Source organism: Mycobacterium sp. ACS1612, assembly GCF_001667505.1.
Classification (GTDB): domain Bacteria; phylum Actinomycetota; class Actinomycetes; order Mycobacteriales; family Mycobacteriaceae; genus Mycobacterium.
Map to the genome: position 1 here is coordinate 61,249 of NZ_LZHZ01000065.1, position 20,839 is coordinate 82,087.

20 protein-coding genes and 1 pseudogene are annotated in these 20,839 nt (G+C 65.5%); 11 read left to right on the top strand and 10 right to left on the bottom strand.

The genetic code is table 11. From position 1 onward, the window contains the following. Positions 1 to 32: 32 nt before the first annotated feature. A complete protein-coding gene (locus tag A5724_RS27385) occupies positions 33 to 653 on the top strand; it encodes a glyoxalase (RefSeq protein WP_067809716.1) in 621 nt (206 codons plus the stop codon). 3 nt (positions 654 to 656) lie between these two features. On the opposite strand, the gene A5724_RS27390 is transcribed toward A5724_RS27385, so the two are convergent. Beyond that, positions 657 to 2,948: an ATP-dependent DNA ligase gene (locus A5724_RS27390; protein ID WP_067809718.1), complete on the bottom strand. Its 2,292-nt coding sequence runs from the start codon at positions 2,946 to 2,948 to the stop codon at positions 657 to 659. Positions 2,949 to 2,979: 31 nt separating this feature from the next. Between A5724_RS27390 and A5724_RS27395 the strand changes: the two genes are divergently transcribed. Beyond that, on the top strand, positions 2,980 to 3,207 hold the full coding sequence (locus A5724_RS27395) for a hypothetical protein (RefSeq protein WP_067809720.1): 228 nt from the start codon (positions 2,980 to 2,982) through the stop codon (positions 3,205 to 3,207). 12 nt (positions 3,208 to 3,219) lie between these two features. Here the strand turns inward: A5724_RS27395 and A5724_RS27400 are convergent. From A5724_RS27400 to A5724_RS27430, 7 genes and pseudogenes are all read right to left on the bottom strand, one after another. Next, positions 3,220 to 4,642: pseudogene (locus A5724_RS27400) on the bottom strand (HNH endonuclease signature motif containing protein). Between the two features lie 81 nt (positions 4,643 to 4,723). Continuing rightward, positions 4,724 to 5,983 carry a DUF4032 domain-containing protein gene (locus tag A5724_RS27405; RefSeq protein WP_067809723.1) on the bottom strand — a complete coding sequence of 420 codons (1,260 nt, stop codon included), beginning with the start codon at positions 5,981 to 5,983 and terminating at the stop codon, positions 4,724 to 4,726. A 1-nt stretch (position 5,984) separates the two neighbouring features. Beyond that, a complete protein-coding gene (locus A5724_RS27410; RefSeq protein ID WP_067809726.1) occupies positions 5,985 to 7,064 on the bottom strand; it encodes an ABC transporter ATP-binding protein in 1,080 nt (359 codons plus the stop codon). Positions 7,065 to 7,074: 10 nt separating this feature from the next. Further along, a complete protein-coding gene (locus A5724_RS27415; RefSeq protein WP_067809729.1) occupies positions 7,075 to 7,944 on the bottom strand; it encodes a carbohydrate ABC transporter permease in 870 nt (289 codons plus the stop codon). A 2-nt stretch (positions 7,945 to 7,946) separates the two neighbouring features. Continuing rightward, positions 7,947 to 8,921 (bottom strand): carbohydrate ABC transporter permease, encoded by a 975-nt coding sequence (locus tag A5724_RS27420; RefSeq protein ID WP_067809731.1) that lies wholly within the window; start codon positions 8,919 to 8,921, stop codon positions 7,947 to 7,949. Beyond that, positions 8,921 to 10,288 (bottom strand): sugar ABC transporter substrate-binding protein, encoded by a 1,368-nt coding sequence (locus A5724_RS27425; RefSeq protein WP_156752479.1) that lies wholly within the window; start codon positions 10,286 to 10,288, stop codon positions 8,921 to 8,923. Before A5724_RS27425 ends, A5724_RS27420 begins: the two co-directional genes overlap by 1 nt. A gap of 11 nt (positions 10,289 to 10,299) precedes the next feature. Continuing rightward, positions 10,300 to 11,337, bottom strand: a complete 1,038-nt coding sequence (locus tag A5724_RS27430; RefSeq protein ID WP_369830672.1) for a sugar-binding transcriptional regulator — start codon at positions 11,335 to 11,337, stop codon at positions 10,300 to 10,302. A 105-nt stretch (positions 11,338 to 11,442) separates the two neighbouring features. Here A5724_RS27430 and A5724_RS27435 point away from each other — a divergent pair, with 105 nt between their 5' ends. The 4 genes from A5724_RS27435 to A5724_RS27450 are packed head-to-tail and all read left to right on the top strand — an operon-like array spanning position 11,443 to position 15,760. Continuing rightward, the gene (locus A5724_RS27435) at positions 11,443 to 12,444 is read left to right on the top strand and encodes an NAD(P)-dependent alcohol dehydrogenase (protein WP_067809734.1); all 1,002 of its coding nucleotides are present in this window, start codon (positions 11,443 to 11,445) and stop codon (positions 12,442 to 12,444) included. Further along, positions 12,441 to 13,859, top strand: a complete 1,419-nt coding sequence (locus A5724_RS27440; RefSeq protein WP_067809736.1) for a mannitol dehydrogenase family protein — start codon at positions 12,441 to 12,443, stop codon at positions 13,857 to 13,859. The genes A5724_RS27435 and A5724_RS27440 overlap by 4 nt, the downstream gene beginning before the upstream one ends. After that, a complete protein-coding gene (locus tag A5724_RS27445) occupies positions 13,856 to 14,824 on the top strand; it encodes a carbohydrate kinase (RefSeq protein WP_067809739.1) in 969 nt (322 codons plus the stop codon). The genes A5724_RS27440 and A5724_RS27445 overlap by 4 nt, the downstream gene beginning before the upstream one ends. Before the next feature lie 9 nt (positions 14,825 to 14,833). Continuing rightward, positions 14,834 to 15,760 carry a Ku protein gene (locus tag A5724_RS27450; RefSeq protein ID WP_067809741.1) on the top strand — a complete coding sequence of 309 codons (927 nt, stop codon included), beginning with the start codon at positions 14,834 to 14,836 and terminating at the stop codon, positions 15,758 to 15,760. Here A5724_RS27450 and A5724_RS27455 read toward each other — a convergent pair whose 3' ends face one another. Both A5724_RS27455 and A5724_RS27460 read right to left on the bottom strand, forming a co-directional pair. Further along, a complete protein-coding gene (locus A5724_RS27455) occupies positions 15,761 to 16,228 on the bottom strand; it encodes a glucose-6-phosphate dehydrogenase (RefSeq protein ID WP_067809744.1) in 468 nt (155 codons plus the stop codon). Positions 16,229 to 16,322: 94 nt separating this feature from the next. Beyond that, positions 16,323 to 16,829, bottom strand: a complete 507-nt coding sequence (locus A5724_RS27460) for an SRPBCC family protein (RefSeq protein ID WP_067809746.1) — start codon at positions 16,827 to 16,829, stop codon at positions 16,323 to 16,325. A gap of 225 nt (positions 16,830 to 17,054) precedes the next feature. On the opposite strand from A5724_RS27460, the gene A5724_RS27465 reads away from it, so the two are divergent. From A5724_RS27465 to A5724_RS27485, 5 genes are all read left to right on the top strand, one after another. Then, the gene (locus tag A5724_RS27465) at positions 17,055 to 17,846 is read left to right on the top strand and encodes an SDR family oxidoreductase (RefSeq protein WP_067809749.1); all 792 of its coding nucleotides are present in this window, start codon (positions 17,055 to 17,057) and stop codon (positions 17,844 to 17,846) included. 10 nt (positions 17,847 to 17,856) lie between these two features. Beyond that, positions 17,857 to 18,930, top strand: coding sequence for a diacylglycerol kinase (locus tag A5724_RS27470; RefSeq protein ID WP_067809751.1), 1,074 nt, complete (start codon positions 17,857 to 17,859; stop codon positions 18,928 to 18,930). A gap of 33 nt (positions 18,931 to 18,963) precedes the next feature. Then, the gene (locus A5724_RS27475) at positions 18,964 to 19,254 is read left to right on the top strand and encodes a hypothetical protein (RefSeq protein WP_067809754.1); all 291 of its coding nucleotides are present in this window, start codon (positions 18,964 to 18,966) and stop codon (positions 19,252 to 19,254) included. A 34-nt stretch (positions 19,255 to 19,288) separates the two neighbouring features. Continuing rightward, entirely contained in the window at positions 19,289 to 19,528 is a 240-nt protein-coding gene (locus tag A5724_RS27480) for a hypothetical protein (protein WP_067809756.1), read from the top strand. Positions 19,529 to 19,590: 62 nt separating this feature from the next. Then, entirely contained in the window at positions 19,591 to 20,817 is a 1,227-nt protein-coding gene (locus A5724_RS27485) for an Nramp family divalent metal transporter (protein ID WP_067809758.1), read from the top strand. Positions 20,818 to 20,839 lie beyond the last annotated feature (22 nt).

Consider the following 20,839-nt stretch of genomic DNA (forward strand, 5'->3'; position numbering starts at 1 on the left):
ACGGCATCACAAAAGTGGGATTCGCATCAGCCATGACAGTCAGGGTCGACGAGTTGCAGGTCGCTGATCCGTCGCACGTCTGGACGGGAGCGGGGTTCAGCGTCGACTCCGACGCCGTCTGCCGTGTCGGCGGCGTTCGCATCCGGCTGAGCGGGCACGGTGCCGGCATCGTCGGATGGTCGTTGAGCGGCGTGCCCTCGGAGCACGGGGACATCGACGGCATCCCGACGGTGTGGTCGGAGCCCAGCACGACAGCGCCTGCCGCGCACGCCAACGGCGTCACCGCGATCGACCATGTCGTGCTGATGTCGCCCGATCTGAGCCGGACGGTCGGATCGTTGGCCGCGGTCGGTGCCGCCCCGCGGCGTCAGCGGGATGCGGAACTCGGCGGACATGCGATCCGCCAGATCTTCTTTCGGTTGGGCGAGGTGATCCTCGAAGTCGTCGGTTCGCCGGAAACCACAGCTGTCGGGCCGTCGATGCTGTGGGGAATCACCTTCTCAGTCGCGGACATCGACGCCACCGCCGCGTACTACGGTGACCACACGATGCCGGTGAAGGACGCCGTGCAGCCCGGCCGCCGGATCACCACGCTTCGGCACCGCGATCTCGGGATGTCGGTACCGACCGCCATGATCTCGGCACGTCGCTAGGAATTACTCCCAGACGACTTCGGCCGTCTCCTTGTCGGGTCGAAGCCCGCGCCAACTCGGTTGGCGCAACCGGCCGTCGGAGGTCCGCTCGCTGTAGCGCACCTCCCCGACCAACTCGGGCCTCACAAAGGTGACGCCTTTGGCGTCCTGGGTGGAAAGTCTTGCGTTGAACGGTGATTCGCTGGTTTCCAACGGTGTCAGTAGCCCTTTGAGTTTGGTGAGCTCCTTCTCGGTGAAGCCGGTGCCGACGCGCCCGACGAACCGGAGACCACCGTCGGCGGGTATACCCAGCATGAGCGCCCCGATGCCGCTGGAGCGGCCGCCCTCGCCTTGGCGCCAGCCACCGATCACCACTTCCTGGGTGTTCCAGATCTTGTCTTTGATCCACGACGACGACCGCCTGCCCGGCTGGTACGTCGAATCACGCTTCTTGCCGACCACCCCTTCCCAGCGGTGCTCGCGGGCATGCTCCATCGCCTCGGGGCCGTCGCCGGGCAGGGTGTCGGGCACGATGAGCCCACCGCCCTCGGCCAACGCCTCCAGCAGTCGGCGACGGTCAGAGTACTTGGCGCGCAACAAAGATCGGCCGTCGAGAAACAGGATGTCGAACGCCCAGTACTCGACCCGAGTGGACCGCGCCCGGTTCTGCATCTCCGAAAAACTCGGTACTCCGTTGCGGTCGAGCGCCACTGCCTCGCCGTCGAGAATCACGTGATGGTCGGCGAGATCGGCGGCGAGCGCCTCGAATTGCGGATACTCGCGGGTGACGTCGCGACCACGGCGCGAGCGCAAGTTCAGTCGGCCGTGATTGGCTTCGGCGATGACGCGGTAGCCGTCCCACTTGCCTTCGAACGCCCATTGTGAGGCCTTGAGCTTGGCGACCGATCCCTCCGTCGCGAGCATCGGCGCCAGATCGCCGGCCTGCGGGTTGGCCTGCTCCTTCATCCGGTGCGCCAGCCAGTTCTTGCCGTCGGTCTGGATCAGCGCGTAGCGGCCCTCGATCTTCTTGCCGTGCAACGTGATTATGACCTCGCCGCCCTTGGCTGGGCCGTCGGGCGCATGGTCGCGGAACTTCTCGGTCTCGTATGTGCCGGTGTCCCAGATGATCACCTTGCCGCCGCCGTACTCGCCTCTCGGGATCTCACCCTCGAAGCTGCCGTACTCGAACGGGTGGTCCTCGGTGTGTACGGCCAGATGGTTGACCGAGGACGTATCGGGCAGGTTCTTCGGGATGGCCCAACTGACGAGCACGCCGTTGCGCTCCAACCGGAAGTCGTAGTGCAGTCGTCGGGCGTGATGCTCCTGGATGACGAAGAAGTCGTCATTGCCTGCGGTGGGCGCGACGTTCGGGACCGGTTCGGGGGTCTTTCCGGCGTCGCGCATGCTGCGGTAGGTGGTGAGCGCGTCGGCCACCGGGGCGTCGGTGTCCATCGCGGACAACAGGTCACCGTCGCGTTCGACGCGTTCGAGTACCTCGTCGAAGCGCAGGTGCCGCAGGTCGGGGTCCTCGATTTCGTCCCAGGTGCGGGGCGCGGCGACGGTGGGCTCGTCACGGCCGCGCAGCGAGTACGGCGCGATGGTCGTCTTGTTGCCGTTGTTCTGGCTCCAGTCGACGAACACCTTGCCGGTGCGCACGCTCTTCGTCATGGTGGCCGTCACCCGCTTGGGCATCGTCTTTTCCAACTGCGTCGCGATCCGCCGCGCCAACACCGACGCGCCATGCGAACTGATCGGTTTCTCCAGCGGCACATAAAGATGCAGGCCCTTGCTGCCGCTCGTCAACGGATATGTGGTGAGCCCGATTCCGGTGATGAGCTCGCGGACCTCATGGGCCACCTCGCACAGTTGCCGGAACGTGACGCCCTCGCCGGGGTCCAGGTCGAACACCACCCGGGTGGCGAGGCCGGGCGTCTGCTCGGCGCCGTGCTCCCGCGTCCACGTGCTGACGAACCGCCATTGCGGCACATGCACTTCCAGCGATGCCTGCTGCGCGATCCACGCGAGACCTTCGGCGGTGTTGATGATCGGGTAGGTCGTCGTGCCCGACTTGTGGGAGATCGAACCCCGGTCCAGCCAGTCGGGCGCCGAGCTGGCGAGCTGCTTCTCGAAGAACGACGGTTCGTCGACGCCGTTGGGCCATCGCTTGCGGGTGACGGCCCGGCCCGCGATATGCGGCAGCATCGCCTCGGCGATGGCGACGTAGTAGTCGAACACCTCTGCTTTCGTGGTGCCCGTGGCCGGGTACAGGACTTTGTCCGGGTTGGTCAGCTTCACCCGCCCGTATCGATCCACCACCTCACGGTATATACCCGCGTACCGTTGAACTATGGCGAAGATCTTCGCGGCGTGCCTGCTCGCAGGGGCTGCCGTGCTGGTCGGCGTGCCGCAGGCGGCAGCCGACCCTGAAGATCGTGTGCCCTACTGCTCGGGGGACCAATCCCCGATGGACACCTACTGCAGGCCGATGCCGAACCAGAGCTTCACCGACGGCGCGCCAGGCGCCAACCCCGGAGTGTCGCTGGGCACCAACCCCGGTTACGAGCCCGTCACCTGAAATCTCGCCTCGTTAGGCGGCGTTGGGTTCGGGTCCGCCGGGGTGGTGGTCGTCGTCTGGTGGGCGGAGGAGTCGTTCGGGGGTGTGGTAGGTGTTGATGCGGGTTTGGCCGTCCCCCGCAAGCGGGAGGTGCCCCCAGTCCAGCTGTGGTGGGGGGATCCATTCGACTTCGTGGCGGTCGTTGAGGCGGGTGCTCCAGCCGCCGGGTTCGACCATCCGGTTATCCGGTCCGCAGGCCAGGCCGAGGTCATCGACGTTGGTTTGGCCGTCATCGGCCCAGTCGGCGGCGGCGTGGTGGACTTGGCAGCCGTAGGCGGGCACCGTGCAGCCCGGTTTGGTGCAGCCCCCGTCGCGGGCGATCAGCATGATCCGCTGGGCCACCGAGGCGGTGCGGCGGGACCGAAACAGATCCAACGCTGATCCGGTGGCCCGGTCGAACACCGCCAACCACGGGTGCGCGCGCGCAGCCATCCGGATCACCGTGGACAGCGGCAGCACGGTGCCGCCGGCGGTGACACCGACCCCGGCGCGGTGTTCCAAGTCCTGCAGGGTGGTGCGGATGATGATCGAGGTCGCCACCCCGTTGTGCTGACCCAACGCCCCGCTTTCCAACACACTGCGCCCGATCGCGACCAGCGCATCATGTTGGCGCTGGGCCAGGCTGCGGTGATCACCCTCGATCTGGGCCTGACTGGGGGTGCCCGACACACAGGGCTGGGCATCGGCGGGGTTGCCCATCCCCGGGGCGGCCCATTTGGCCCAGATCGCCTCCCAGATCGCCCGCCCCTCCGGTGAGAGGAGGCCGGTGATACGGGAGTTGCCGTCGGGGTGTTGGGGACCCATCCGTATCTCACGGCGCGCCGCCCGTTGGGTGTCGTCGGGTTCGGGGCCGTCCTGATCGAGCAGAAAAATCAACCGGTCGGCGGTATCTTTCAACATCCTTCGGCCCGACTCCGAGCGCGACACGCACCAGATCGGCCTCAACCTGATGGCGAGTAGCGGCATCAACACCGGCCGGAATCGACTCCATCGCCTTGCAGAGCACGTGGACGTGCTCGGCGGTGATCGCCCCATGGGTTTGGGCCGCCGCGGTGTAAGCCAACACCGGCTCCAACGGCTCCCCCGACACGGTGGGCCGCGGCGCCAACACCGCCGCCTCAGCCAACCGCCGACCCGCCTCCTTGCTCGACAACCCCCACCGGATCGCCAACACCTGCCGCCACGACTTGGCGCCCAACTGCGTCGCGGTGGCCTGGGTCTGCAACCGAACCACCAACCCGTGCCGGTGCGCGGGCAACTGGCAGGACACGGTTTCGACTTCGTCGAGCACCGCCAACAACTGCGGGCGGGTCAACACCTCCACCGGCAGCCCGGCCAGCGCGGTGTGCGCGGCGCGCAGCGCCGCCACCGCCTCATCGACCACACCCCCACCCATAACTCGAACATACGTTCGAACTCTAAGGAAACTCGAGTGCCGAACCGAAGAAAACCCTAAGAAATTGCCGCTCAACGGGTTTCAGTCGCCGCGCAATACCTCGAAGGGCTCCGTCGGCACCTCCGCAATGGCCAGCTTCGCCGCGGAGTCGACCGGGATCACGCCACGAGACAGCGCCGCGAGCGCCTTGTTGGTGCCGACATCGTGGCCCGCCCTCTCGCTCAACAACCACCTCACCTCGAGCAGATCGCAGTACGCCTGGATCGGGGTGCCTTTCCTGCCGACCACGTCGTGCGCCAACCGTTCGTACGGGGTGAGCACCTCCATCACCCACAACCGGGCGGCGGTCGAGTCGTCGACGTCGTGTCCTGCTTCGCGGCACAACTGAGCCTGATACGCCTGCAGGTCGCCGAGCAGGATCTCGGCCTGACCCTCTCCGACGTCCAAGCCGGTGAGCTCGCGCAGCCGTTGCGCGTGGTAGCGCCGATCACCAACGGCGACACGGATTTTGAGTCGGCTCGGATCATCGCCGACCGGTTGAAGGGACACTTCGTCGACGACGAAACCCAATTCGTTCAACTTGCGCACGGTTCCCTCGACCCGGTACCGGTCGGCGAAGTCGAACGTCGGCTCGGCGTGCAAGGCATCCCACAGTTCGTAGTAACGGGTGCGGGTCTGCTGCGCCTCGTCGATCAGCACGTCCTCCAGCGTCGACCGGCCGAGGCGTTCGGCGAGATCGATCATGCCCATGGCGACGTTCTCCACCATGATGTCGAGGTCGTGCTCACGCTGCCCGTGGCTCAAAATCGGGTGCACTTCCGAGGTTTCGGCGTCGACCAGTTGCGCCTGCAGGAGCTGCCCGTCACGGGAGAACAGCGTGTTCGCCAGTGAGCAGTCACCCCAGAACACGCCGTGCCGGTGCAGTTCGACCATCAGCCCGGCCATGGCATCCAACAACCGCCCGCGGTGCTTGGGCTGGTCTGCGGGCAGCCGCATGAAGAGCCTGCGGTATTGCCAGGACCCCTCGAGGTAACGGGTCACCAGGATCGCGGTGTCGAACTCAGGCTGGACCACCAGTCCCGCGGGACGCACAGCGGGCAAGCCCATCTCCTCGAGCCTGCCCAGTACGTCGTACTCCTTGGCCGCTATCCGCGGCGGCATGTCCTTGACCGCCCACAGTGTGCCGTCGGCCTCGACGAACTTCACCAGGTGCCTGCTGGGTCCAACCGCTATGTCGCGCAGTGGAACATCGGGGACGTTCCACTGCGACAACGGCCGGTCCCACGGCAGCGCCAGCAGACCCGCAGAAGGCGCCCGAAGCCGAAACTCCGGCGCGCGCACCTCAGTTCAGACGTTCGCCGGTCTTCGGATGGAACAGGTGAACGGCTCCCTCCGGAGACTTGCGCAGCTTCACCGAGTCCGCGAGCTTCGGCGCGGTACGCGGATTGCACCGTGCCACCAATTCGACGCCCGAGCCGGCGTGCGTGTATACGAACGCCTCGCTGCCGAGGTCTTCGACCAAGTCGACGACGACGTCCACGCCGCCGGCGCCGGAGATCTCGAGCGCCTCCGGCCGGATTCCGATCGTGACCTCGTCCAGCCCGGCCTCGCTGATCTTGGTGAGGTCGGTCCGCTCCAATTCCATTGTGCCGTCACCGATCTTCACACCGTCGGCGGTGACCGGCACCGTCACCAGATTCATCGCCGGTGAACCGATGAACCCCGCGACGAAAGCGTTCGCGGGCTTGTCGTACAACTCGTTGGGCGAAGCGAACTGCTGTAGCTTGCCGAACCGAAGGACCGCCACCCGGTCACCCATCGTCATCGCCTCGACTTGATCGTGCGTGACGTAGACGGTGGTGGTGCCCAGACGCCGTTGCAGCGCAGCGATCTGGGTGCGGGTCTGCACGCGCAGCTTCGCGTCGAGGTTGCTCAGCGGCTCGTCCATGCAGAACACCTGCGGCTCACGCACGATGGCGCGGCCCATCGCCACGCGCTGGCGCTGACCGCCGGACAGCTTGGCGGGCTTGCGGTCCAGGAACTCGGTCAGGTCCAGGATCTTGGCCGCCTCCTCGACCTTCTTGCGCCGCTCGTCGGCCGACACCCCGCGTAGCTTGAGCGCGAAGCCCATGTTCTCGGCGACGGTTTTGTTCGGGTACAGCGCGTAGTTCTGGAAAACCATCGCGATGTCGCGGTCCTTGGACGGCACACCGGTCATGTCCTTGCCGCCGATCTCGATGGCGCCTTCGTCGATGTCCTCGAGTCCGGCGAGCATGCGCAGCGCGGTGCTCTTACCCGAACCGGACGGGCCGACCAGGACGACGAACTCGCCGTCGGCGATGTCGAGGTTGAGTGAGTCGACCGCGAGCTTGTCGGAACCCGGGTAGATGCACGACGCGCTCTTGTAAGTGATTGATGCCATTGGTTTCTCCCTACTTGATCGCGCCGAACGAAAGTCCGCGCACCAGCTTGTTCTGTGCGAACCACCCGCAGAGGATCACGGGCAGTGCTGCCATGGTTGCGGCCGCCGACAGCACGGCCCAGTACTGACCTTCACCGGCGATGAACCCGACCAGGTACACCGGCATGGTCTGTGCGTTCACCGCGGTCAGGTTCACCGCGAAGAAGAACTCATTCCACGCGAAGATCACACAGATCAGCGCGGTCGCCGCGATGCCCGGCGAGACCAGCGGGAGAATGACCTCGCGCACCGAGCGCCACAGGCTCGCGCCGTCCAGGCTCGCCGCTTCGAGTAGTTCACCGGGCACCTCGAGGAAGAACGATCGCATCATCCAAACCGCGATCGGCAGGTTCATCGAGGTGTAGAGGATGACGAGTGCCCAGATGTTGTCCAGCAGACCGATGTTGGACACGATCACATACAGCGGCAGGATCGCCGCGACGATCGGCAGCATCTTGGTACTCATGAAGAAGAACAGCGCGTCCTGGGTCTTGCGGACCGGCCGCAGCGACAGCGCGAACGCGGCCGGAGTCCCCAGTGCCAGTACCAGGACCGTCGAAATGACGGTGGCGAAGATGGAGTTCAGCAGTGGGGTCCCAATGCCCTGTTCGAACACCGCCTTGAACTGATCCAGCGTCGGGGTGAAGAGCAGCTTCGGCGGGCTGGTCGCCGCGTCACCCTCTTGCTTGAAGGCCGTCAGGACCATCCAGAACACGGGAAAGAAAAATCCCAGCCCGACGAGCCACGCAACCACACCCCACGGGCTGAACTTGCGGCTCTTCTTCTTCGAGGCCGTGGCCGGAGCCGTTGTCTGCGTAGCCTTCTCAACTGTTGTCGTCATGGTCAGGCCGCCTCTTCCTTGCCGGTGAATGATTTGAAGATCAACCGAAGCGCGAAGCTGGCGATGATCATCGTGAAGATCACCACCACAACGCCCATCGCGGCCGCCTGGCCCATGTCGAAGCCGAGGAATGCGCGCTGGTAGATGTAGAACGGCAGGTTCGCGCTCGCGATACCCGGGCCGCCCTGCGTCAGCATGTAGATGGTGTCGAAGGTGTTCACCAGATAGATCGCGCCGAGCACGACACCCAGTTCGATGAAGCGCCGAAGGTGGGGCAGCGTCAACTCGCGGAAGAGTTGAAACGCGCCCGCACCGTCGACTCGACCGGCCTCCAGGATGTCGCGAGGCATCGACTGGAGGCCGGCGAGGATCAACAACATCATGAACGGCGTCCACTGCCAGATCAGGACGACCATCACCATCTGGAACCCGTATTCGCCGATCCAGTCGACCGGCCCGAGGCCCACTAGGGACAGCACCCAGTTCAAGATGCCGTTCGTGGCGTCGAGGATCGTGGTCTTCCAAACCAGCGCCGCTGCAACGGGAGTGATGAGGAACGGTGTGATGAGCAGCGTGCGCACCACACCGCGACCCAGGAACGCGCGGTCGAGTAACAATGCGATCAGCAGACCGAGAAACGCGGAGACCAGCACGACGACCACGATCAGTAGCACGGTGTTGAAGGCCACCGTCCAGAACTGGCTGTCCTTGACGACCGCGATGTAGTTGTTCAGCCCGACGAACTGCCTGGATCCCGGGCGAACCAGGTTCCACGACAACGTCGAGTAGTACAGCGTAAACAAGAACGGGATCTGCGTGACGACGATCATGAAGATCAGCGCCGGCAGCAATGGCCCACGCCGCCGCCAGCCCTCGGCACGACTCACCCCTGTGTCTTGAGCCTCCCGGATCTTGCGAACCCGTTCGGCCACTGCCGCATCACTGGCGGCAGTATCGGTATCAGCGGTAACAGTCATCACTTCTCCTGATAGCTTCGGCCGACGACCTCGGCATATTCCTGTGCTTGATCCAGCGCGTCATCCACCGACTTCTGCCCGGCCATCGCCGCGCTGATCTGCTGGCTCACCCGGGTCCCGAGATCCTGGAATTCGGGAATTCCGACGAACTGCACGCCGGTGTACGGAACCGGTTGCACCGTGGGCTTATTCGGGGTCGCGTTCTTAATCGACTGCAGCGTCAGCGGTCCGTATGTTTTGGAAATCGCCTCGTACTCAGGCAGTTGGGTGTAGGTCGAAGTCCTGCTGCCCGGTGGGACCCGTGCCCAGCCCAGCTTCTCACCGACCAGTTTCATGTAGTCCTTGCTGGTCATCCACGAGATGAACTTCCACGCGCCGTCGGGGTTCTTGGCGTGCGTCGGTATGCCGAGCGACCACGTGTACAGCCAGCCCGAGTTCGGCTTCTCGGCAATCGGTGCGGAGAGGTAGCCGATCTTGCCCTGTAGATCCGGATGTTCCTTCGGGTCCTCGAGCACCGACACCGCCGACGTCGCGTCGTACCACATCGCTGTCTGGCCCTGCCCGAAAAGGTTGGCGCACTCCTGGAATCCCGTCGACGAGGCGCCGATCTCACCGGCATCCTTGACCAGGTCGACGTAGAAGTTGACGGCCTTACGGACCTCGGGGCTGTTGAGTTGAGCGTTCCACTGCTCGTCGAACCAGCGGCCGCCGAACGTGTTGATCACGGTGTCGAGCGGCGCAAGCACCTCACCCCAGCCAGGCTTGCCGCGAAGGCAGATACCCGCGTCCGAGATGCCCTTGGCTTTGATCGCCTTCGCCCAGTCCGCGACCTCGCTCCACTGCGGCTGGTAGTTGGGGTCCTTGGGGACCTCGATGCCCGCCTCTTCGAACATATCCTTGCGGTACATCAGGAATGACGACTCGCCGTAGAACGGCACCGAGTACATGTTCCCGTCATAGGACAACGAGTCCCGCAGCGACGGGATGAAGTCATCCATGTCGTAATCGGGCGTGTTCTTCATGTAGTCGTTAAGGGGCAGCAGCCAGCCGGTCTTCGCCCACTGCGGCGTCTCGAAGTTGCTGATCATCACGACGTCGAACTCACTGCCGCCCATGGCCGTCGACATCGTGATCTTCGCCCGGGCCTGGTTCTCCGACAACGAGATGAACTTCAGCTTCGTGCCGGGATTCGCCTTCTCGAACTCCGAGGACAGCTTCTGGGCATCCGTCATCTGCGAGTTGGATACCAGGGCGATGGTCACCTCGTCGGCCGACGCCCCGAAGCTGCCTGCGCCGGCGCAGCCCGAGGTCAAAACCAGCCCAGCGGCGGCGATACACGCTCCTACTCTCTGTAACGCTCTCACCATTACCTCCCCTTTCACTGGGCCAACAACCAACGGGCACAATCGATGTCGCAAACAAGAAGTCGAGCGAGCTCGCCCCGCAGCGCACCGAGGGTGGCCTGGTGCTTGGTGGCGCCGCTCGAGATCAGGATCGTCTTCTGACACGCCCGGACGTCTTCGAGCGGAACGGAGACCGCGCGCTGCTGCAGCTCGGTGTCGACGGGAGCGCCGTCGGCGTCGAAGAACCGGCCGCCGATCTCACCCACCGCGCCGAGCGAGATGAGCTCGTCGAGCATCTTGGTGTCGAGGAAGCTGCCTTCGAACAGAGTGGTCGACGTCGACACTGCGCCGACGCCGAACAGCATCACGTCGGCCCGCCTGCCCGCCTCGAGCGTGCGGGAGATCAGCGAGTCGCTGCGCATGGAAGCGACGGTCGACGGGTCCGCATACAGCGGCGCGGGCAGCCGGATCGTGGCGGCCCGCAACACATCTGCGCAGCGGCCGAGGATGAACTCGGTGCCGGTCTGGTAGGCGGCCGTCGACATGGCGCCGTCGAGCTGGACCACGGCGCGGCAGCTGGCGACGCCCGGCGTGAGGGCATCGGCCACCGCGGCTTGTTCGGGGCCCCAGGTGAATCCGAGGACGTCGTCGGGTGACAGCCGGCGCATCAACAGCGAGGCGGCGGCGCGGCCGACGCTGGCATAGGCGGCGGGCCTGCCGGGCGCACCGACGTCGATGCCGTGGCCCGCGACGACGGCCTCGGTGAGACCGAAGCGCTGCTCGAGTTCGCGTTCCTCGTCGGCGTGCAGATCGTCCTGCATATCGGGTGGGACGACGACCTCGATGCGGACCAGTCCCCTGGCTTTCGCCCTGGCGACCAGTCGGCCCGCCGTCGGGCGCGAGACGCCGAGCCTCGACGCGATCTCAGCCTGGGTCAGGCCGTCGAGGTAGTAGAGCGTCGCGGCTCGCAGTGCGAGTCGCAGGTCTTCGGGGGTGGCGGCGCGGTCGCGCACCGTCGAGACAACCTGGCCACCAAGCTCGGTGACCTTGCCATTCGACGTCGGTGTCGACACTGCCGCTCCTCTCCTCCTGTGAGCATTTGCTCGGGGGTGCGAGTAGATGCTCATGAGGTTAGCATGGAGACTGTGACGCATACAACACTTTTGCCAGATACCCACATGCGGGCCGCAGTACTCGTCGAGCCAGGTCGCATCGAGATGGAGGAGCGACCGGTCCCCGTGCCGGGACCCGGTGATGTGCTGGTGCGGGTGTCGTCGGTCGGGGTCTGCGGGTCCGATACGCACTATTACCGGCACGGCCGGATCGGGAATTTCGTCGTCGAACAACCTTTGGTGCTCGGCCACGAGGCGGCGGGCACGATCGTCGCCGTCGGCGCGGGCGTCCCGGCCGAGCGCATCGGTGAGCGGGTGTCGATCGAACCGCAGCGGCCCGACCCCGACAGCGACGAGACCCGCCGCGGCCACTACAACCTGTGCCCGCACATGCGGTTCTACGGCACCCCACCGGTGGACGGCGCGTTCTGCGATTACGTCACCATCGGCGCGGGATACGCCCACCGGGTGCCCGATTCGGTGTCCGACGACGCCGCGGCGCTCTGTGAACCGCTGTCGGTCGGCATCGCCGCGGTGCGCAAGGCGGGCTTCGACGGCGGCGCGCGCGTGCTGATCACCGGCGCGGGTCCGATCGGGATCGTGCTGACGCAACTCGCCAGGGCGTACGGTGCCACGGACATCGTGGTCAGCGATCCCGACGAGGCGCGCCGGGCGCAGGCGAAAGAGTTCGGCGCGACAGCGGTGCTCGATCCGACCGCCGAGCCGATCGGTGACCTGGGGGTCGATGCGTTCATCGACGCGTCGGGCGCACCATCGGCGGTCGTCGGCGGGATCCGCGCGGTGCGGCCCGCGGGGACGGTGGTGCTCGTCGGATCGGGCGCGGAGTCGATGGAGTTGCCCACGCAGTTGATCCAGAACCGCGAACTGGTTCTCACCGGCGTGTTCCGATATGCGAATACGTGGCCGACGGCGCTCGCGCTCGTCGCGTCGGGTCGGGTGAATCTCGACGCGATGGTGACCGCGCGCTTTCCCTTGGAGAAGGCTGCCGACGCCCTCGACTCTGACCGCACGCGGGGTAGCGTCAAGTCCGTGGTGGTGGTGTCATGAAGCTGAACTCGTCGAACCTGGCCCAGATTCCAATCGACAAGCCGAGCTATCGCCGTGACGAAATCGGCGTCGGCATAGTGCATTTCGGTGTCGGCGGGTTTCACCGCGCCCATCAGGCGATGTATGTCGACCGGCTGCTAGAGATGGGACTGGCGACCGAATGGGGTATCTGCGGGGTTGGGGTGCTGCCCGCCGACCGAAAGATGGCCGACGTCATGGCCGCGCAGGACTGCATGTACACGCTGCTGCTGGAGAATCCGGACGGCAGCCGCAGCGCGCGCGTGATCGGGTCGATCGTCGACTACCGTTATGCGCCCGACGACCCGGAAGCCGTCGTCGAACTGCTTGCCGCGCCGAGCACCCGGATCATCTCGCTGACCATCACCGAGGGTGGCTACAACATCGACAATCTCGGCGAGATCAACGTATTCGGCTTGGTCGCCGATGCCTTGGCGCGCCGACGCGACCGCGGGATCGGATCGCCGACGATCGTGTCGTGTGACAACATCGAGAACAACGGCGACGTCGCGCGGCAGGCCTTCACCACCTACGCCGAACGGGTCCATCCCGGTCTCGGCGCATGGATCACCGAGCACACCCACTTCCCGAATTCGATGGTCGACCGCATCACACCGGTCACCACGCCTGACGTGATCGCGTTGCTGGCAGACGAATTCGGTGTCGAGGACCAGTGGCCCGTGGTTGCCGAGCCGTTCACCTCGTGGGTACTGGAGGACGATTTCGCCGACGGGCGGCCTCCGTTGGAGAAGGCCGACGTGTTGTTGGTCGACGATGTCACGCCATATGAGTTGATGAAGCTGCGACTGCTCAATGCGAGCCATCAGGCCCTGTGCTACTTCGCATACCTGGCCGGCTACCGGTTGGTGCACGATGCCGCCGGTGACCCGCTGTTCGCCAAATTCCTGCTCGAGTACATGGATTCCGAGGGAACGCCGACGCTCAAACCCGTGCCCGGCATCGACCTGCCCGACTACAAGCGCACGCTGATCGAGCGGTTCGCCAATCCCGGCGTGAAAGACACAATCGCGCGGTTGTGCTTCGGGTCGTCGGATCGCATCCCGAAATGGCTGGTGCCGGTGATTCGCGCGAACCTGGCCTCGGGTGGCCCGGTCCGACTGTCGGCGGCGGTGGTGGCCAGCTGGGCCCGATACGCCGAGGGCGTCGACGAACAGGGCCAACCGATCGACGTGCAGGATCAATTGGCCGACACCCTGGTGCCGTTGGCGCAGTCGCAGCGCGAGCACCCGACCGCGTTCATCGAAAACACCTCATTGTTCGGTGATCTGGCTGCGCAGCCCCGATTCGTCGAGGCGTATCTGTGGGCGCTGGACTCGCTGCACCGCGACGGGGCGCGCGCGACGCTGGAGACGTTGCTGTTGAAGGAGACGACATGACCGTGCCCGGCGCGCCTCAGCGGGCCCTGGTGATCGGCGAGGCGCTGATCGACATCGTCGAGCGTGACGGCGAAATCACGGGCGAGCACGTCGGCGGCAGCCCGTTGAACGTGGCGGTCGGGCTGGCCCGACTGGGTCGCGGCGTCGACTTCCTCACCCACATCGGTGACGACGCGCGTGGCCGCCGTATTGTTGACTATGTCAAACAATCTGGCGCACAACTGGTTTCGGGAAGTCTGTCCGCTGAGCGCACACCGACGGCGCTGGCCACGCTGGACGCCAACGGATCGGCGCAGTACACGTTCGACATCGACTGGCAGCTGTCGGGCACACCGGAGGTGGCGCCGCCGCTCGTCGCGCACACGGGCTCGATCGCGACGGTGCTGGAACCGGGCTGCCGGGCCACCGCCGCGCTGCTCGACGCGTATCACCCGTCGGCGACCATCACGTTCGACCCGAACGTGCGCCCGGCGTTGATCGAGGACGACGACATCGCGCGCGGCCGCATCGACCGATTGATCGAACGCTGCGACGTGGTCAAGGCCAGCGATGAGGACATGCGCTGGATCGACCCCGACCGGACGCCGGAACAGATCGCCGCGACATGGCTGGGGCTGGGCCCGTCGATCGTCGCGGTGACGATGGGTGAGGCAGGTGCGTTCGCGATGTGCGCGGCGGGGACGGTGCGGGTGCCCGCGCGCAAAGTGAACGTGGTGGACACCGTCGGGGCGGGCGACGCGTTCATGACGGGCCTGATCGACGCGTTGTGGTCGCTGGGCTTGCTGGGCGCTGATCGGCGGCCGCAACTGGACCGGATTCCGGTGGAAGCGCTGACCGAGGTGGTGCAGACGGCCGCGTTGTCTTCGGCGTTGACGGTTGCGCGTGCCGGGGCTGACCTGCCGAATCGCGCGACGCGCGACGCCGCAGCGGCCGGGTCCGGCCCGTTGTTGCCCCAACCGGGTTAGCCTGGGCTTATGCGTTCCATATGGAAGGGTTCGATCGCGTTCGGCCTGGTGAACGTGCCGGTCAAGGTGTACAGCGCGACCGAGGACCACGACATCAAGTTCCACCAGGTGCACGCCAAGGACAATGGTCGCATCCGGTACAAGCGGGTCTGCGAACTCGACGGCGAGGTCGTGGAGTACCGCGACATCGCGAAGGCCTACGAATCCGATGACGGCCAGACGGTGGTGATCACCGACGAGGACATCGCCACGCTTCCCGAGGAGCGCAGTCGTGAGATCGAGGTGCTGGAGTTCGTTCCCGCCAGCGACATCGACCCGATGATGTACGACAAGAGCTACTTCTTGGAACCAGACGGGAAATCGTCGAAGTCCTACGTACTGCTGACCAAGACGCTCAAGGAGACCGACCGGGTTGCGATCGTGCACTTTGCGTTGCGCAACAAGACGCGGCTGGCCGCCCTGCGGGTGCAGGACTTCAGCAAGCGCGACGTGATGATCGTCCAGACTCTGTTGTGGCCCGATGAGATTCGTGATCCGGATTTCCCGGTGCTGGACAAGGAAGTCGAGGTCAAGCCTGCGGAGTTGAAGATGGCCAGCCAGGTGGTCGAGTCGATGACCGACGACTTCAACCCGGACCGCTACCACGATGACTATCAAGAGCAGTTGCACGAGCTGGTTCAGGCGAAACTCGAAGGCGGCGAAGCGTTTACCACCGAGGAGCAGCCGAAGGAACTGGACGAGACCGAGGATGTGTCGGATCTGCTGGCCAAGTTGGAGGCCAGCGTGAAGGCGCGCCGCGGCGGCGGTGGTTCCGATGGCGACAAACCAGCCAAGAAGGCACCGGCCAAGAAAGCCGCCAAGAAGGCACCGGCGAAGAAGGCAGCCAAGAAGTCGCCTGCGAAGAAAGCCGCCAAGAAGGCCGCTGCCAAGAAGTGACTACGCGGGCAGATTCACCCGCAGGGCATCGTGCTCATCGAGAATCCGGCGCAACGCCGCGTCCATCGGGTGAGCGGATACGAGATCACGCCGGAACCCGTCGTCCACCACGGCGACCGCACCCTCGGGTAGGGCGGCGGTGTCGACTTGGTCGACGAACGAATCGAACATCCCCGGTGGCGTGGCCAGGTAGTACAGGGTTCGACGGGACTCGGTCAGCCCGGCCGCATACATCAAACCGTGTTGGGTGATCACGAACAGTTCGGAAGACATATCGGCGTTCGGGGTTTCGGCGGCGCCCCACGCCATCGCGGCGCGCCGCATCTGCGCCAGCCGATCCGGGATGTCGTCGCTGAGCGTGAACAACCGTGCGACAAGTGCGTCGCCCGCCAGGGGACACATGTCGACCGCAGCCCGAAAGTAGCGCTGGAAGATCTCCCCGAAGAAGTCATACCGTTGCTCGTTCATAATGCCTCCCGGACTCACATTCGATTGTGCGCCCGTCGGCCGTGGTACAGAAGTGCCTGCCGTCAAAACCTGATTGGAGCTCAGACGGTGTCCATCAAGAGTCGGTCCGTGGAGCGGGGTACCCGCGACCGTTCTCGAGGTTATGACCGGCGCGCGCGAGCAGGAGAGGAAAGGCGCGGCTCAAGAAAGGCTTGGCGAGCTTGAAGGCGAGTCGCGGCTTGTAAGCGAGAGTCCAGTGCAGCACGGTGGCTTGGTCGCCGTCAGGCTCGACTTCATAATCCTCAACAGCGGCGGCGAACACCGGTGCCTGCGTGCCGTCGACGCGGAACGCCCAACGCACGCCTTCATCCCAGGCGAGGATCGTCTCCTCGAAAGTGACGCCGGTGAACCGGGCAGTGCGCTGAGAACCAACACCGTGAGGCTCCGGTGTGCGGTAGTGGCCAGTCTTATCGAATCCGGGGAAGAAGTCGCCCCAACCGGCCGGATCATAGGCCAATGCCGCGAAGATCTCCCGCGGCGGTCTGCCTACTTTGGCTGTGGCATGAAGCTTGACGGGCGCGGAATTGAGGAAGTCGAGCTCGACGGCTTCGCAGACGAACATACGAATCTCCCTGCTCTGTGATAGCAGGCAATATACGGCTCCAGCCGAACCCACCACGGACTTCAGCCGTTTGGTCGCGGCCCGGCGTAACCGGAGATTTCGACTCTCCGGTCAAGCCCCCTACGGCCTCGGCCACAGGACGGAAAGTAGAACGTGTTTCAAAAACGCCACTCGCGGCTGTCGAAAGCCTGCTAGCGTTCGCGCGGCGAGGGAAGGACGACAAACGTGATTCTCGACATGTTCAGGCTGGACGACCAGGTCGCGGTGGTCACCGGCGCGGGCCGTGGACTGGGCGCGGCGATGGCGGTGGCGTTCGCGGAAGTCGGTGCGGACGTTGTGATTGCGGCCCGCACGCAGTCGCAACTCGAGGAGGTCGCCGAGCAGGTCCGAGCGGTGGGCCGCAAGGCGCACATCGTGGTCGCCGATCTCGCGCACCCCGAGGACACGGCCAAGCTGGCGACCGAGGCCGTCGACGCCTTCGGCAAACTAGACATCGTCGTCAACAACGTCGGCGGCACCATGCCGAACACGTTGCTGACCACCTCGGTCAAGGACATGAAGGACGCCTTCACGTTCAATGTGCTGACCGCCCACGCCCTGACCACCGCGGCGGTTCCGCTGATGCTCGAACACTCCGGCGGCGGCAGCATCATCAACATCACCTCGACCATGGGCCGGTTGGCAGGCCGCGGGTTCGCCGCATACGCGACCGCCAAGGGAGCGCTGGCGCACTACACCCGGCAAGCCGCCCTCGACCTGTGCCCGAAGATCCGGGTCAACGCGATCGCGCCGGGATCCATCCTCACCTCCGCGCTCGACATCGTCGCCTCCAACGACGAACTCCGCGAGCCGATGGAAAAAGCCACTCCGATGCGGCGACTCGGCGACCCGGCGGACATCGCCGCTGCCGCCGTCTATCTCGCGTCACCGGCGGGCAGTTTCCTGACCGGCAAGATGCTCGAGATCGACGGCGGACTCAACATCCCCAATCTCGACCTGCCCATCCCCGACCTGTGAGGAGCTAGCCATCGCCATCAAAGTCGCGCAGATCGGCACCGGCAACGTCGGCCGCCACGCGCTCGCCCAACTCATCACCGATCCACGCTTCGAACTCACCGGCGTCTGGGTGTCCGGCGACTCGAAGGCCGGCAAGGACGCCGGAGAGCTTGCGGGGCTTGACCTTTCGACGGGCGTCAAAGCCACCACCGACCTCGACGCGGTGCTGGCCACCGAACCCGCGTGCGCCGTCTACTGCGCGATGGCCGACAATCGGCTACCCGAGGCGCTCGAGGACTACCGCAGGATTCTCGCCGCGGGCGTCAACGTCGTCGGCAGCAGCGCCGTCTTCCTGCAATACCCGTGGGAGACGCTGCCCGCAGAGCTCATCACCCCGATCGAGGACGCCGCCAAGGCGGGCAACGCCAGCGTGTTCGTCAACGGCATCGACCCCGGCTTCGCCAACGATCTGATGCCGCTCGCGCTGGCTGGCACGTGCCAGAGCATCGAGCAGATCCGCTGCATGGAGATCATCAACTACGACACCTACGACAGCGCCACCGTGATGTTCGACGTGATGGGCTTCGGCAAGCCGCTCGACGAGATCCCGATGCTGCTGCAGCCCGGCGTGCTCAGCCTGGCGTGGGGATCGGTCGTGCGCCAACTCGCGGCGGGCCTTGGCATCGAACTCGACAAGGTCACCGAGACGTACACCCGCACCCCCGCGCCCGAGGACTTCGACATCGCGTCCGGCCACGTCGCGAAGGGCACCGCGGCGGCGCTGCGGTTCGAGGTGCGCGGCATGAAGGACGGCAAAGTTGCTGTCGTGCTCGAACACGTCACCCGACTGCGCGACGACCTGCAGCCGGATTGGCCGCAGCCCGCCCAGGAGGGTGGTTCGTACCGCATCGAGATCACCGGCGAACCGTCCTACGCGCTCGACCTGTGTCTGAGCAGCCGCAAGGGCGATCACAACCACGCCGGATTGGTCGCCACCGCCGGACGCGTCGTGAACGCCATCCCCGCTGTCATCGACGCCGCACCAGGCATCACGACGACGCTCGACTTACCCCTGATTACGGGAAAAGGGCTGTACGCTGGCTGATAACTCGGGGGTCAATAACAGAAGGACTTGCCTATGCGGAGGACCAGGCGCTACTTCACCCCGCTAATTGTCGCGGCAGGCGCCGCAACGGCACTCATTTCCGCGCCCGCTGCCCTTGCCGATCCCAGCGACACTTCCACGCTGCCCGACTGCACCAGCGTCGGCGGCGTGACCGATATGGGTGCCGGAACGACCGAATGCGCGACGCCCGGCAACGTGCAACTCGACGCCACACCGCCTGAACCGGACTACCCCTATCCGTGGGATGACGAGTTCTGGGGTCCGGCGTTGATCATCGGTGGCGGCGGCGGGGGCCGTCGCTAACCACCTTTTTCATGGCCCATTAAGGAGGCCAACCATGCGGGCCTTTCGTTGTTTCCCAATGGTTTTGGCGGCGGCCGGCGCGTGCGCTGCAGTGGCTCTGGCACCCGTTGCCGCGGCCCAACCGGAATGCACCACCACCGCTCCGTACACAACGCAGTGCCAAACCAATGGCAGTGCATCGATCGTCACGTCGCCCCAGCAGAACAATTGGTACGGCGGCTGGCCGTGGTGGGGCGGCGGCCTCGTCATCGGCATCGGCGGTTGGAACTGGTAGTCACCTGAGGTTTCGGCTAACCTAACTTTTCTATTCGCATCCCCGGATAGAGAGTGGGTTAGGTGATTCAGGACGCCGAGACGCGGCTGCGGCCGAGTTGGCTTCTGCTGGGGCCTGCGTTCGTCGCGGCCATCGCCTACGTCGACCCCGGCAACGTCGCCGCGAATGTCAGCGCAGGCGCGCAGTACGGCTTCCTGCTGGTCTGGGTCATCCTCGTAGCCAACGTGATGGCCGGCCTCGTGCAGTTTCTTTCGGCCAAGCTGGGTCTGGTCACGGGACGCAGCCTGCCGGAGGCGGTCGCCGACCACACCCGCACGCGCACCCGCATCGCCTATTGGCTGCAGGCCGAATTGGTGGCGATGGCAACGGATCTCGCGGAGGTGGTGGGTGGCGCCATCGCGCTGCACCTGCTGTTCGGTCTCCCTCTGCTGATCGGTGGGGTGATCACGGGCGTGGTGTCGCTGCTGCTGCTGGCGGTGCAGAACCGTCGCGGCCAACGCCTCTTCGAGCGGGTGGTCAGTGGGCTGCTGCTGATCATCGCGATCGGCTTCCTGACGAGTCTGTTCGTCGAACCGCCGCCCGTGAGCGAGGTGGCGGCCGGACTGCTGCCGCGGTTCGACGGCGCCGAGAGCGTGCTGCTCGCCACCGCGATGCTGGGCGCGACGGTGATGCCGCACGCGGTGTATCTGCACTCCGGGCTGGCCCGTGACCGGCACGGCCACCCCGCCGCGGGCAGGCAGCGACGCTTGTTGCTGAAGGTGACGCGGTTGGACGTGACGCTGGCGATGCTGGTCGCGGGTGCGGTGAACCTGTCAATGCTGCTGGTGGCCGCCACCAACCTGCAGGGCATGGACAGCACCGACTCGATCGAAGGCGCGCATGCCGCGGTCCGCGACACGCTCGGCCCCACGGTCGCGTTGTTCTTCGCGGTGGGCTTGTTGGCGTCCGGGTTGGCATCGACGTCGGTGGGCGCGTATGCGGGCGCGATGATCATGCAGGGCCTGCTGCGCCGGTCCTATCCGCTGCTGCTACGCCGAATTGTCACGCTGATCCCGGCGCTGGTGATCCTGGCCATCGGCATCGATCCTAGTCGCGCGCTGGTGTTGTCGCAGGTCGTGCTGTCCTTCGGCATCCCGTTCGCGCTGATCCCGCTGGTGCGGCTGACCAGCAACCCCGACCTGATGGGCGAGGACACGAATCACCGCATCACCACGGCGCTCGGGTGGGCCGTCGCCGTGCTGATCAGCCTACTGAACGTGGGGCTGATTTACCTGACGGTGAAGGGTTAGCCAGCCGTCTGGGATAATCGAT

Excerpts from the sequence above, each read along its gene's own strand:
- A5724_RS27385 (WP_067809716.1), top strand. The coding sequence starts at position 33 with ATGACAGTCAGGGTCGACGAGTTGCAGGTCGCTGATCCGTCGCACGTC.
- A5724_RS27395 (WP_067809720.1), top strand. The coding sequence starts at position 2,980 with ATGGCGAAGATCTTCGCGGCGTGCCTGCTCGCAGGGGCTGCCGTGCTG.
- A5724_RS27410 (WP_067809726.1), bottom strand. The coding sequence starts at position 7,064 with ATGGCATCAATCACTTACAAGAGCGCGTCGTGCATCTACCCGGGTTCC.
- A5724_RS27415 (WP_067809729.1), bottom strand. The coding sequence starts at position 7,944 with ATGACGACAACAGTTGAGAAGGCTACGCAGACAACGGCTCCGGCCACG.
- A5724_RS27420 (WP_067809731.1), bottom strand. The coding sequence starts at position 8,921 with ATGACTGTTACCGCTGATACCGATACTGCCGCCAGTGATGCGGCAGTG.
- A5724_RS27425 (WP_156752479.1), bottom strand. The coding sequence starts at position 10,288 with ATGGTGAGAGCGTTACAGAGAGTAGGAGCGTGTATCGCCGCCGCTGGG.
- A5724_RS27435 (WP_067809734.1), top strand. The coding sequence starts at position 11,443 with ATGCGGGCCGCAGTACTCGTCGAGCCAGGTCGCATCGAGATGGAGGAG.
- A5724_RS27440 (WP_067809736.1), top strand. The coding sequence starts at position 12,441 with ATGAAGCTGAACTCGTCGAACCTGGCCCAGATTCCAATCGACAAGCCG.
- A5724_RS27445 (WP_067809739.1), top strand. The coding sequence starts at position 13,856 with ATGACCGTGCCCGGCGCGCCTCAGCGGGCCCTGGTGATCGGCGAGGCG.
- A5724_RS27450 (WP_067809741.1), top strand. The coding sequence starts at position 14,834 with ATGCGTTCCATATGGAAGGGTTCGATCGCGTTCGGCCTGGTGAACGTG.
- A5724_RS27455 (WP_067809744.1), bottom strand. The coding sequence starts at position 16,228 with ATGAACGAGCAACGGTATGACTTCTTCGGGGAGATCTTCCAGCGCTAC.
- A5724_RS27460 (WP_067809746.1), bottom strand. The coding sequence starts at position 16,829 with ATGTTCGTCTGCGAAGCCGTCGAGCTCGACTTCCTCAATTCCGCGCCC.
- A5724_RS27475 (WP_067809754.1), top strand. The coding sequence starts at position 18,964 with ATGCGGAGGACCAGGCGCTACTTCACCCCGCTAATTGTCGCGGCAGGC.
- A5724_RS27480 (WP_067809756.1), top strand. The coding sequence starts at position 19,289 with ATGCGGGCCTTTCGTTGTTTCCCAATGGTTTTGGCGGCGGCCGGCGCG.